The organism is Candidatus Kryptonium thompsonii (genome assembly GCF_001535985.1).
Classification (GTDB): Bacteria; Bacteroidota; Ignavibacteria; order Kryptoniales; family Kryptoniaceae; genus Kryptonium; species Kryptonium thompsonii.
Window position 1 is genome coordinate 1 of record NZ_CZVS01000057.1, and the last position, 12,215, is coordinate 12,215.

Consider the following 12,215-nt stretch of genomic DNA (forward strand, 5'->3'; position numbering starts at 1 on the left):
AGGTGCTACTTTAAGGCTGGAGTTTATTTTAAAAATTTAGGTTCGCAAGTGTAAACTAAGATAAAATCTGTCCTAATTTAAAATTTTCTAACTTAAAAGTCAAGTTTTCGCATACAAAATATGTCTAAAGAAAAAATCAAGGAACTTGGGGTTGTCTCACACATTCAAGTCGTGCTTGAAAACGGTCAACGAGTTGTCAAGGATAGAGCCTTGTTCGAAGTCAGATTTGGAAAAATGTTGGTTGATTCAGTTTCGGCTGATAAAATTCAAATATTTTTGTGTCGTGGTGAAACTTTTGAAATTGAAAGTCAAAATTTCTTTATATGTGTTGAGGCAAAAGATATTGAAATGCCAAGTAATTTCCTGATGAAGATTGGTGATGTGATTTTTGAGGTTGAAAAAATTAACGATATGGAATTAACAGTTAAAAGAATTATCAAAGGTGGATTTGTCAAGTCTGGGAACAAGGTGATGATTGTTAAGTTTTGAAATTAAGTCGATGTTTGTTATATTCAATATGCAAATTTTTTAAAAACAAAATCGGAGATAGATTATGATCAAAGTTGGAGACAAGGCTCCTGATTTTGTACTCAAAGGGCATGATGATAAAGAATATAAATTAAGTGATTTTAGGGGTAAAAATGTCGTTTTGGTTTTTTACCCACTTGATTTTAGCCCAGTTTGCACAAATGAGCACGCATGCTTTGTTGACGCGTTGAAACTTTTTGAGGGATTAAATGCCCAGATTTTCGGGATAAGCGTTGACAGCACATGGACTCATAAAGCTTTCTGGGGATAAAATATCCGTTGCTTGCTGATTTTCATCCGAAGGGTGATGTTGGGAGAAAATATGGTGTATATCTTGAAGATAAAGGAATTCACAATCGCGTGACTGTGATCGTTGATAAAGAAGGTATAGTTCGGTATGTTGAAGAGCATGGGATTCCGAATGTCCCGGATGTCAATAAAATTGCAAAAGCTCTTGAGGAATTGAAGTAAATTTTTAAGGCGTGCTTTAAGCACGCCTTTTTCATTTTAAATTGAGTTCAAAGCCTGGTCAAAATCCCAAAGTAAATCTTCCACATTTTCTATCCCAACCGAAATTCGAACAAGTGCAGAGGTAATTCCTGCCTTTTCAAGTTCGTTTTCATCCATTTTTATGTGGGATGTTAAGACCGGAATGCTCACGAGGGTTTCAACACTTCCAAGACTTGTCGCATTGAGTGCAATCTTTAAAGAGTCGCAGAACTTTTTAGCATGTTCAAGATTTCCATCAATTTCAAAAGATAACATTCCACCAAAACCTTTCATCTGCCTTTTGGCGATGTCATGGTCGGGGTGAGAGGGAAGCCCTGGGTATAATACTTTCCTGACAGCTTTATGATTTGATAAAAACTCAGCAATTTTCAATGCATTTTCATTTTGCTTTTTAACTCTTAGTTCAAGCGTTTTTAAGCTTCTCCCAAGCAGAAAAGCTTGATGTGGGTCGGGGACGCCACCGAGGGTATTTTTAACCTTTCTGATTTTATCTATTATTTCCTTTCTTGAAATCACACATCCAAGGATTAAGTCGCTATGTCCAGATAAATACTTGGTGGCACTGTGTAAAATTATATCAACTCCGAAGTCGGCAGGATTTTGATTTACGGGGGTTGCAAATGTGTTATCTATTACAGTTAAGATATGGTCATATTTTTTTGCTTGGGTTACGATTTCTTTTATGTCAACGACTCTTGTCGTTGGGTTTATAGGAGTTTCGAAGTAAATTAGCTTAGTTTTTTCCGTGATAAAATTTTTTAGCTCTTGAATTTGGTTCAGCTCGATAAATTTGACATTGATTTTAAATCTCGGGATATAATCCCTGAAAAATCTGTATGTCACCCCGTAGATTGAGCTCAAAGATATAATTTCATCACCCGGTCCAACGAGGCTTAAGATAGTCGTTGTAATCGCGGACATCCCAGATGAGAAAAGAATTGCGTCGTCGCAATTTTCGATAAGCGCCAATCTCTTTTCAACTTCTCTAATGGTTGGGTTCCCATATCTTGAGTAAATATAAAAATCTTCGACTTCATCTATAAATTTTTGATAATCATCCGATTTTTCAACTGCGAAAGTAGAACTTTGATAAATTGGATAGACCACGGAACGGAAAGATTTATCTTTTATCTCGCCGTGGATTGCGATTGTTGAGATGCCAAATTTTGGTTTCATCGATTTGGGGTAGGGGATTAATTTTTATATTCCTTTTACAAGTCTGACCATTTCTCTTACTGCCCTTTCAAATCCGACGAAGATAGCTCTTGCCACGATCGCATGTCCAATGCTTAATTCTTCAATTTCTTCTATCTTTGTTATAGGTATGACATTTAGATAGTTCAATCCATGTCCAGCGTTTACACCCAAGCCGAGTCGTCTTGCAAGTTTTGCTGCTTCTTTTATCTTTTGAAGTTCTTCAAATTGTCTTTTCTCATCTCTTGCGTTTGCGTATTCGCCAGTGTGAATTTCGACGAAGTCGGCACCTGTCTTTGCGGATGCTTCGATTTGTTTTGGATCTGGGTTGACAAACAAGCTGACTTTTATATCATGTTTATGCATTTCCATTACGACATCGGAAAGATATGATATTTGTTCAATTACATTTAAACCTTGTTCAGTTGTTCTCTCAAGCCTTCTTTCCGGGACAAGCGTCACAAGATCGGGGAGAGTTTCAATTGCGATTTTAATCATCTCTTCAGTTGCAGCCATTTCAAGGTCAAGTTTTGTCTTTATAGTTTCTCTAAGGAGGCGAAGGTCTCTGTCATTTATATGTCTTCTATCTTCTCTGAGGTGACAGACGATTCCGTCGGCTCCTGCGAGTTCTGCTATGTGAGCAGCTGTTACAGGGTCTGGTTCGAGTCCTCCCCTTGCTTCGCGGAGTGTTGCGACATGGTCGACATTTACGGATAGTTTCATGGGTAAGGTTTTTTATTTTTGATATGTTAATTTTTAAGCGCGCCTGGCGGGATTTGAACCCGCAGCCTTGGGCTCCGGAGGCCCACGCTCTATCCGGTTGAGCTACAGGCGCTTTTATTGAATTATAAAAAAATTAGATGTAAATTTCAATGAACAGAAGTTAACAAAAAATTAAGTTTGAAAGCCTGATCAAGCAAAGTGAAGCGGGAATGTGATTAAAATCACATTGATTTGGCTGGGGGGTCTTGACAAGAATTGATATTATATTATACACTGAATTTTGGTGTTAACTTACTATCACATACCGGTTTTAAATTTTGGGGAGAGCAAGGGGCTCCCAATGGCGGTAGCGTGTGCAGTTGTAACAAAAAGAAATATAAAAACTAATTCGAAGTGCTCACAAAGAGATTCTGCATATCAGGAAGCCAGATAGTGAATATGGCTGGAGGAAATTTTTCAGTGAGAGGCTTTATCTGGCATCATAGGAACTATGGAAAGATCAAAATTGCGAAATAATGGTTAAAGAAAAAATAAAATACTTGCTGTACTATGTAGAAAAAGAGCAAGGAGCTATTCTGAAAGGGGGATTATATAGAAATAGAGACGGCAATTAAGCCATTTTTATATAAACAAAAACGCATTGAAGGAAACTAATGTGGTTAGACTGAGCATGTCCTGTTGATAAATGGTAACTATTAATCAACTTGTGAAATGATAATGGTGGATATCACAGTGGATATCACAGAGGAAAAACTCTCAATAAAATACATTTTAGAACCCTTCAAAAGCAAAAGGTGAAAATTCTGATAGCAGATTTGGTTTGTGCACTTTTAATGTCATTAAGAAGAAAGAGGGTTGGTTGAAGGAGGAAGGCATATAAAAACAATCAAGGGAAGGACAATACGTGAAACTATCAATAGCTAGTCTTGGCAAGTTTAGTGCTTGTTGAGTAGCATGGTTTGATTTTAAAGGGCTTGAAGTTATCGATGTTAATAAAAAATTATATATTGCCGAAAATAGTTTTGCGCCAGCTTTCAAAGCCTTTAAGTGGCCGGGTAGCTTCGCTTGATTTTGATCTGGTGCTCACGGTAGCTACAAATATTGTGTTTATGGGACTCACACTAATAAGTGGAATACTATTGGCCCGTGTTCTGGGAGCTAATGGGCGTGGGGAGTTAGTAGCTATTCAAATATGGCCGATGTTGTTAGCTACGTTTGGACATTTGGGGATGCCAGAAGCGGCTACTTACTTTGTAGGACGTGAACCGCGTGCGGCTGGTACGATATTTGTTCTTGTCTTACTGATTGCCCTAATCTCTGTATTCCCTTTTTTGTTACTTTCATATTTTCTGCTCCCAGTGTTTCTAAATGCTCAGCGCTATGAGATAATCCGTGCTGCTCAGATTTTCCTGTTGTATGTTCCGTTGTCATTTTTCGTAGCAATCTCTTCTCAGGTTTTGCAAGGACTGCAGGAATTTAGGTTATGGAATTTGATGCGCCTATTTAATGCGTTGAGCGTATTTAGCGGTACATTGTTGGGGATACTATATGCAAGGGTCAATAAGCCCTCGGCCGAGGTTATATCTTACTTTATCCTTGCTGTGAGCGGTGGACTTGCCTGCCTTTTTGGCTATTTAGCTTTGCGCCGTATTTCAGGCCCGTTTACACTGGAAGTTGGTCGTTTGCGGAATATGGTTCGATATGGTATTTTTTCTGTTTTATCAAATGGACCTCGTCAACTAAATCTTAGATTAGACCAGTTACTCATGGCGAATATGTTGTCTTCTACAGCTTTGGGGCTCTACGCAGTAGCGGCAAGTTGGGCTTATGGTCTTAGTCCCATAATTTGGGCGGTTGGCGGTGTGGCCTTTCCTCGAATATCTGCCTTACCGGAGGAATTACAATTGCAAATGGTAAAAAAAATTCTACGTCAAGCTGTACTGATGGCTGCGTTATTAGGAATTATCCAGCTATCAATAACCCCTTTAGGAATATCTTTATTGTTTGGCTCAGAATTTGTATCTGCAACTTGGGTAGCATTAATACTTGTTTGTGCAGCTATGGTGTCTAGTGTTAATGGTGTATTAGGCTATTGCTTACATGGTCTCGGTCGGCCGCAAAATGTTCTTTATGCTGAATTGATCGGTTTGGTAATAACTGTGTTAGGACTTTCAGTTCTTTTACCGAGATTCGGAATTATGGGAGCTGCATTGGTTTCTCTTATAAGTTATACGAGTACGTTATTAGTGTTATTATTTCAACTCAGTTATATCAAGGGTTGGTGTGGTGAAACATCCATGCCAGGTACAAGATATAGAATTGTTAATAATAGGAAGTGACAAGAACTATTTGGAACAACGATGAGCACACTGAACCTTTAATATAATTAATAAGAGGACGATAGATAATGCCTTACAAAGCGCGAGGAATCAAATCAATGAGATTCCTGTGTTAGCTTTTCGGAGGTGGTGTTTTTGTCAAGACAACTTTATCCAATATACTGACAATTATCATACGAATTGGAGAATACGCACTATAAGCATACGTAGGTTTAGAGTGATGTGTACGAACCAGAAAAGCTTCGGCTTCTGAATATTAGAAGCCGTGGGAATACCTTTGTGGATATTGGTGCGAATTAGGAGTTTTTGTGCTTCTTGTAGTTTGATAGAGTTGAGGATCAAGGCAAGATTTTGGTTTCATTCATAGCGGGATCGTTCAGGAGGTACCTAAACTGGTAATCAGAAATTTTATTGCGGTTCCAAAAATCAAGGCTCAAAATATTCTGCTGCCTCATTTTTAGGATGTTTATAAAAGATACAGGGAGAAACTGGTGAATTTACGTCAAATTTGGATGGGCTTGCTGTCCGCAAATGGATTTACCTTAGATATTGCCATAAAGAACCGGAGGAATCTAGTTGATTATCTGAGGGATTTGAAGCGAGTTTATCTTTCGTATTCCTGTGAACCCCCACTTCAACGTGTGGAATTATCAGAACTCGCTCCAAAGGACTTGGATACTATATTTGTGCCCCTGCAGTATATTCGTAGAGGTGCTACGCCTTTTAATGACCTTGTAGCATTAGCTGTTCTTACCCGTATGAAGCGTCCAGAATGTGTTTTTGAGATCGGGACCTTTGAAGGATTGAGTGCTGTTATTTTTGCTGGTAATTCTGCTGCCAAGGTATTTACACTTGATCTTCCCCAAACAGGTAATGACATTGGGCGCAGTGAGAGGTCTTATCAATCTCAATCAATACGCGAGTCATATATTAGTGGTTTCCTCATAGATCAGTTAGGCTTTTCCAATAGGGTAACACGCTTGTTTGGGGATTCAGCTGTTTTTGATTTTACGCCTTTTTATCAAACGGTTGACATTTTCTTTGTAGATGGTGCGCATACCACAGACTATGTGATAAATGATTCGATGGCGGCTTTTAAATGTATAAAAGCTGATGGCATCGTTATCTGGCATGATTGTCTGAATAGCTCTGTGCTGACTGTTCTCAGGAGATATGCAGCTAAGGTGCCTGTCTATTATATTGTAGGGACATCACTTGCTTTTGCCAGAGGAAAGCCTGGAACCTTATGAAGCATTTGTCAAGCAATACTAAACTCCTTATTTTTGTTATTACATTAAGCATTGTTGCTGGGCTGGGTGTTGTAATGCTTACAAACAATTTAAATCAAAACATAGAAGCAAGCAATCTAGCCTATGCGTTGATGGTCGTGCTTCTGTTTTTAGGTATTATCCCTCCGATATGGCGCTACTGGCATAGAAAAGATTTGTTTGAGCCATTAGTTATTTATCCGGTCATATATTCAGTGGTCTTTTCTGCGCCTGTCCTGTATGAGGTCTACCAACAATTTTCCGGCAAAGCTTTGTCTATTCCTCTTCTTCAGCGAGAACACCTTGGGGAAATGGAGTTTATGGCGCTGCTGGGCCTGATAGGATTATATGCAGGCCTTTTTCGTTTCAGATCAAAGGTTAGTGCACTCCGTATGGTTCCACTTGGAAGCCCCGATAGATTAATAATTTTGCGGGTAGCGATGGGACTTGCTCTTCTACTTCAGTTGTTGGGTATTGCGAACTATGGTGCTAGCAATTGGTTCTTTGGAATCTATGGTCAGGGACAATTCGAATATGGGGTTGCTTATTATTTGCTATTGGCATCTCAACTGTTAGCCTACCCAGCCTATTTGAGTTATCTTTGCATTCGTTTGAGCCAGCGCTGTTATGACATTTGGATGTTTCTGTTTCCGCTTATTTTTGCTGGCCTTTTCTTCTGGCAAGGAGGGCGTGGTCAAGCGCTTTACTTCTTGCTATCAAGTTTAGTTGTTGTTAATTACACCAGGCGGAGATTAAAATTCCAAAACATTATACTGTTGATTATAGTCGTGATTACGCTTTTCGTAGGATCTATCCTGTCTAGACAACGAACGTTTGATCTTTCGCTCTTGCCCAATTCATTTTGGGATACGATAGGTATCTTACTTGGCGAGATCTCTTGGGCTGGGAATCTCACAACAGCTGTGATCGCACTCGGAAGAGAGGTAATTCCTCTACAATATGGCATTACATACATTGGCTCAATCGTGAATTTAATACCGGGGTTTGTCTTTGGCACGAACTGGGCTCGCCTGATTCCCCCACCTTCGCTGCTCTTTCATCGTGCCTACGCACCTAGTGTCACTGATCAAGGGTTTGGATTCTCTATTTTGGCAGAGGCTTATATTAATTGGGGAATATTTGGAGCCTTTCCAGTAATGTTTGTTATTGGTTCTCTTTTAGGTTACGTGCACAAAAGAATAGCGACAGGGTCTTATTCCGCTATTGTGATGTATGCAATAATTGTATACCAATCTCTGTGGTACCTAAGAAGCGATAGTCTTGCCTTTATAAAGAGTGTGTTCTACTCAGCTATAGTTCTGATTTTTGTAGAGTTTGTCCATCGTTTAGGTACGAGGCATATAATGGTTGGTAAAAGGCATTCTAATCTACTTGCAAAAGCTTAAGACTAAAGCAACACAGTGAAGGGAGGTTATTCTCTTATTCAATTTGCTTCTTCACGTGGCCAGGGACTCTGCTTAGAAGCAGCCGAGTTGGCATTGGCCCTTCAGGCAGCAGGGGTACGTGTCTGTGTGTTGACTAGTCCCGGCGAGCAGTTTGCTGGAACGTTCGAACTTCTACGAGCAAATATGCAAGTGAGAATTTGTGATCAGTTAGATGGAAATTGGCTTTCTACTAACAGAAGACAAGTTCAATTTCTTGTAGAGGTGGCTCGTGAAAATGGGCTTAGAGGCCCTGTAGTTTTTCATGGCTGGGGGATTCTTCATGCCCTTTTAATCAAACGGGCTATTTTAGTATTAGGCAAATTAGAGAGGGGGATCATTAGTCGGTCGGTAATTATTCCAGCGTTTCTTCATCACGGGAGTTGGTATGAATCCGCTGCTTATCTGGTTGCTGCTCGGATATTGCGATGGGCAGCAGATGCAGTAATTGCCCAATGCTGGGATATGGAGCGGAAGCTTAGCCATTATGGTGTTCCTAAATATAAAATTTATACTATTTATCCAGGTAGAGATATTGAAAGTTTCAGAAAAAAAGCGAGACTGCCTTTACCTCCCGAGTTTCACCCTGATAATTTAACTTCAGTTAATGGTCAACCTCTTTCAAAAGCTATTCCAAAAGTTGCCTACTTAGGTCTGTATATTGCACGCAAAGATCATCTTACCCTTTTCCGCGCTATTCGATACCTAAAACAATTAGGACGCCCAGTGGGTTGTATCTGCCTAGGTTGGGGACCACAACGAGAAAAGCTAATAGATCTTGTTCATGAGCTTGATATAGCGGATTTAGTGGTCCTTGCCGGACGATTAGATCAGAACTTTGTGCCCGCCTTCATTTCAGAGATGGATCTAGTGGTCAGTGCCTCTCGAGCGGAGACATTTGGTCATACTCTTATTGAGCCCCTCATTCTGGGCAAGCCTGTGGTTACAACGCGGGTTGGGGTTGCATTTGAATTAGAGTCGGTGCAAGGGGCGAAAGTAGTTAACCCTGGGGATTGGCGCGGTTTAGCAGAAAGTATTGCCTGGGTACTTGATCACCCTGTTGAGGTTGCTAATATGGTAAAAAGAGGGCAAGAATTTGTTCTGGCGAACTATGATATAAATATTGTTGCACACCGCTTTGCTAACTTGTACGAATCTCTTATTGCAAGGGAATAATGCGGATTCGCTTTATTGCCGATATAAGAAGTCTTATCGCACGTAATTGGATTAGCTACTTTCCACAAGCAGGGCATGAAGTTCGTGTTATCTCTACCTTTCCCCGTGAACAGAACGTTATTCCTGGAACCACAATTCATGCTTTACCCCTTGCCTTCTCTTGGGCTGGTGAGACGAGCAAAAATTCCATTATTCCAAGCTCCTTACTATTTCTTCGAAGCTTTACCAACAAAATTAAGGATTGGTTACATCTAGATGTTATTTGGTGGGCATGTATTGTACCGTTATTGGCTCCATTCACGCTGGACTCGCTTGACTATGCACCGCACCGATAGACTGCCCTGTAACTGCTATCATGACTTGTGCTTAGCACAACAAGGAATGGGGCTTGATAAAACTAAACCGGCTATAGTATTGCCAAGCACTGGTGAAATTAAAAAAGAGCTTTTTCCCGGGTCAACCTAACTCTGATTTACGTCGTCTCCTAGGAGATTTGATCACCAGCGCATTCAGAATGATGCCTTCTTACAAGCCATTCCGCTTGTCCTAGATAAATTGTCTGAAACCATTTTCATTTGCGTGGATATACTTGGAAATCCTGTATGCGCTGGCTCAGTCTATTGTACGTGGCCTAAACCTTAAACTGATTCAAGAACGAGCACATTATGACCAAGCGATGAAGCAAGCCAAGGAATTTTATATTAAAGTGATCAAATCTAAGGCCAGGGGACATAAAAGTTAAAGCGTTTGGAGGTTCACTGAGAAATGATACTATGCTTAGCAACAGGTAATGCGAGTTTCAAGAGTTCATCATAAAGTATTGCATATTACACCTTTATAGGTGCTCTCAGAGAAGAACAGGCTACTTAATTTAAATAAAGGATACTGTGGTTCAGCAAATTTTAGGTTTTGTTGTAGTAGATTGAACTCGTTCTGTGATTTGAAACTTTTTAAAATCAGGTGCCAATGCCTACAATTCTAATTACAGGAGTGGCAGGATTTATTGGTAGTAATCTTGCGGAAAGACTATTAAATGACCTACGACTTCGGGCTCGCAATTTACGCGTTATCGGTATTGACAATCTTTCTTATGGGGTTAAAGAGCAAATACCTGAAGGAGTAGAGTTTTATCAATTAGATATTCGTTCAAAAGAGATTTATCCTCTTTTTGAGGGTGTTGATTATGTTTTTCATCTTGCTGCAAAGAACTGCATAAGTGATTGTCAAGCAGACCCTGTTGAGACTGCTGATATAAATGTGGTGGGAACGGTCAATGTTTTTGAAGCAGCGCGAAGGGCAAAGGTAAAAAAAGTTATCTACGCGGAGTCCTCCGCAATGTATGAAGGTATTACTATTTTCCCCACCCCTGAAACGGAAGTCAAACCTAAAAGCTTTTATGCGGTCAGTAAAATGGCAGCTATGTATTTCGCCGAGGCGTATAAATTGTTCTATGGTATGCGATTTACAGGATTAAGGTATTTTAATGTATATGGACCAAGGCAGGATTATAGAAGGACTATTCCACCTGTTATGAGCGCCTTTATAATAAAGCTTTTAAAAAATGAACCTCCTATAATATATGGAGATGGGACAAAGCGACGTGATTTTATTCATGTTGATGATGTAAATGATTTTCATATCCTTTGTATTGAAGATGAACGAACCGATGGAAAGGTTTTTAACCTTGGAAGTGGGGTAAACTACTCAATTTTAGAAATATACTATTTAATATGCGAGTTAATCGGAAGGGAAATACCCCCAATCTTTAAAGATGATTTACCTGGCGAGGCCCAGGAGACATTAGCAGATATCTCGGAAGCTAAATCTTTGGGATGGAAGCCAAAAGTAGATATTAAGACAGGGCTAGCTGGAATGATAGAATATATAAAGAATGAGATGAAGTTAGGTAGAATACCATGAGAGCGATATTATTAGCGGCAGGTAAAGGAGAAAGACTAAGGGATATAACCAAATCAATTCCAAAGCCAATGTTAAAGATAAAGGGAAAGCCAATTCTTGAACACAACATAGAATGGCTCAAAAGTCACGGGATCACAAAGATATATATAAATTTACATCATTTGCCTGATGTAATAACAGACTACTTTGAGGATGGGGAAAAGTTTGGAGTCAGTATTAAATATTCATACGAGCCTCAATTATTAGGCACTGCTGGAGCAGTACGGAAAATCTTGGTTAACAATTGGGAGGAGGTGGAAAAAGGAGATTTTGAACCACTAGTTGTAATATATGGCGATAATTTGGTAAATTTTAACCTTAAAGAAATTCTGGATTTCCACAAGAGAAAGGGAGGAGTTGCTACTATCGTGGTTTACGAAAAGGAGGATGTTAGTCAGAGTGGAATCGTTCTGTTGGATAAGAATGATCGGGTTCTCAAATTTATTGAAAAACCAAGACCCGAGGAGAGACTCAGTCATTTAGTAAATGCGGGTATTTATATTTTAGAAACCAAGGTTATAATAAATTATATACCTGCTGATAGATATAGTGATTTTGGTAAAGATATTTTTCCCTCCATGTTGAAAAAGGGGGCAAAGATATTCGCTATTAAGATGAAAGGAGAGCTTATCGCAGTGGATACGCCAGAGTTATTAAATAAAGCACTAAATCTAAATCAAGATATGAGGGGGAAATAATGATTATAACAAGGACTCCCTTCAGAATTACACTTGGAGGTGGCGGGACTGATCTGCCATCTTATTACTCAAAATATGGAGGATTTATATTTGCAGCAGGAATTAACAAATATATGTACATAAGTGTAAACAGGCCAATTGTAGATGACCTCGTCAGGGTCAAATATTCTAAATCTGAAATAGTTAGTCACAGAGAAGAATTGCAACACGATATAGCCCGTGAGGCTATGCGTATGATGAATATTGAGAAAGGGATAGAGATTGTCTCAATGGCAGATGTTCCTGCCGGAACTGGTCTTGGTTCTTCAAGCTTTTATGCGGTGGAAAGTAGCAAATCCAATTACGTGCGATAAGACTTCTTATATCGGCAATAAAGCG

Annotated in this window: 10 protein-coding genes, 1 tRNA gene and 1 pseudogene; 9 read left to right on the forward strand and 3 right to left on the reverse strand. The window is 39.5% G+C overall.

Annotated elements, in window-relative coordinates:
- The first annotated feature begins 120 nt into the window (after window positions 1-120).
- Window positions 121-489: a hypothetical protein gene (locus tag AWW78_RS08260; RefSeq protein ID WP_047134841.1), complete on the forward strand. Its 369-nt coding sequence runs from the start codon at window positions 121-123 to the stop codon at window positions 487-489.
- A gap of 64 nt (window positions 490-553) precedes the next feature.
- Window positions 554-999, forward strand: a pseudogene (locus AWW78_RS10970) (redoxin domain-containing protein).
- 36 nt (window positions 1,000-1,035) lie between these two features.
- Here the strand turns inward: AWW78_RS10970 and AWW78_RS08270 are convergent.
- The 3 genes from AWW78_RS08270 to AWW78_RS08280 form a co-directional block, all read right to left on the reverse strand.
- Window positions 1,036-2,214 carry a trans-sulfuration enzyme family protein gene (locus tag AWW78_RS08270; protein ID WP_047134842.1) on the reverse strand — a complete coding sequence of 393 codons (1,179 nt, stop codon included), beginning with the start codon at window positions 2,212-2,214 and terminating at the stop codon, window positions 1,036-1,038.
- A gap of 24 nt (window positions 2,215-2,238) precedes the next feature.
- A complete protein-coding gene (locus AWW78_RS08275) occupies window positions 2,239-2,955 on the reverse strand; it encodes a pyridoxine 5'-phosphate synthase (protein WP_047134843.1) in 717 nt (238 codons plus the stop codon).
- A gap of 38 nt (window positions 2,956-2,993) precedes the next feature.
- A tRNA-Arg gene (locus AWW78_RS08280) sits at window positions 2,994-3,067 on the reverse strand.
- A gap of 874 nt (window positions 3,068-3,941) precedes the next feature.
- Here AWW78_RS08280 and AWW78_RS08285 point away from each other — a divergent pair.
- The 7 genes from AWW78_RS08285 to AWW78_RS08315 all read left to right on the forward strand — a co-directional run bounded on the left by AWW78_RS08285 (window position 3,942) and on the right by AWW78_RS08315 (window position 12,190).
- On the forward strand, window positions 3,942-5,294 hold the full coding sequence (locus tag AWW78_RS08285) for an oligosaccharide flippase family protein (RefSeq protein WP_075426543.1): 1,353 nt from the start codon (window positions 3,942-3,944) through the stop codon (window positions 5,292-5,294).
- Between the two features lie 491 nt (window positions 5,295-5,785).
- Entirely contained in the window at window positions 5,786-6,544 is a 759-nt protein-coding gene (locus AWW78_RS08290) for a class I SAM-dependent methyltransferase (RefSeq protein WP_047134845.1), read from the forward strand.
- Window positions 6,541-7,968 (forward strand): O-antigen polysaccharide polymerase Wzy, encoded by a 1,428-nt coding sequence (wzy, locus tag AWW78_RS08295; protein WP_047134846.1) that lies wholly within the window; start codon window positions 6,541-6,543, stop codon window positions 7,966-7,968. The genes AWW78_RS08290 and wzy overlap by 4 nt, the downstream gene beginning before the upstream one ends.
- Window positions 7,969-7,983: 15 nt before the next feature.
- The gene (locus tag AWW78_RS08300; protein ID WP_047134847.1) at window positions 7,984-9,180 is read left to right on the forward strand and encodes a glycosyltransferase family 4 protein; all 1,197 of its coding nucleotides are present in this window, start codon (window positions 7,984-7,986) and stop codon (window positions 9,178-9,180) included.
- A 966-nt stretch (window positions 9,181-10,146) separates the two neighbouring features.
- Entirely contained in the window at window positions 10,147-11,100 is a 954-nt protein-coding gene (locus AWW78_RS08305; RefSeq protein WP_047134849.1) for an NAD-dependent epimerase/dehydratase family protein, read from the forward strand.
- The gene (locus AWW78_RS08310; RefSeq protein WP_047134850.1) at window positions 11,097-11,837 is read left to right on the forward strand and encodes a nucleotidyltransferase family protein; all 741 of its coding nucleotides are present in this window, start codon (window positions 11,097-11,099) and stop codon (window positions 11,835-11,837) included. The genes AWW78_RS08305 and AWW78_RS08310 overlap by 4 nt, the downstream gene beginning before the upstream one ends.
- The gene (locus AWW78_RS08315; RefSeq protein WP_047134851.1) at window positions 11,837-12,190 is read left to right on the forward strand and encodes a galactokinase; all 354 of its coding nucleotides are present in this window, start codon (window positions 11,837-11,839) and stop codon (window positions 12,188-12,190) included. Before AWW78_RS08310 ends, AWW78_RS08315 begins: the two co-directional genes overlap by 1 nt.
- Window positions 12,191-12,215: the final 25 nt, after the last annotated feature.

Coding starts and splice junctions, on each gene's coding strand:
- AWW78_RS08260 (WP_047134841.1), top strand. CDS start 121: ATGTCTAAAGAAAAAATCAAGGAACTTGGGGTTGTCTCACACATTCAA.
- AWW78_RS08270 (WP_047134842.1), bottom strand. CDS start 2,214: ATGAAACCAAAATTTGGCATCTCAACAATCGCAATCCACGGCGAGATA.
- AWW78_RS08275 (WP_047134843.1), bottom strand. CDS start 2,955: ATGAAACTATCCGTAAATGTCGACCATGTCGCAACACTCCGCGAAGCA.
- AWW78_RS08285 (WP_075426543.1), top strand. CDS start 3,942: ATGTTAATAAAAAATTATATATTGCCGAAAATAGTTTTGCGCCAGCTT.
- wzy (WP_047134846.1), top strand. CDS start 6,541: ATGAAGCATTTGTCAAGCAATACTAAACTCCTTATTTTTGTTATTACA.
- AWW78_RS08305 (WP_047134849.1), top strand. CDS start 10,147: ATGCCTACAATTCTAATTACAGGAGTGGCAGGATTTATTGGTAGTAAT.
- AWW78_RS08310 (WP_047134850.1), top strand. CDS start 11,097: ATGAGAGCGATATTATTAGCGGCAGGTAAAGGAGAAAGACTAAGGGAT.
- AWW78_RS08315 (WP_047134851.1), top strand. CDS start 11,837: ATGATTATAACAAGGACTCCCTTCAGAATTACACTTGGAGGTGGCGGG.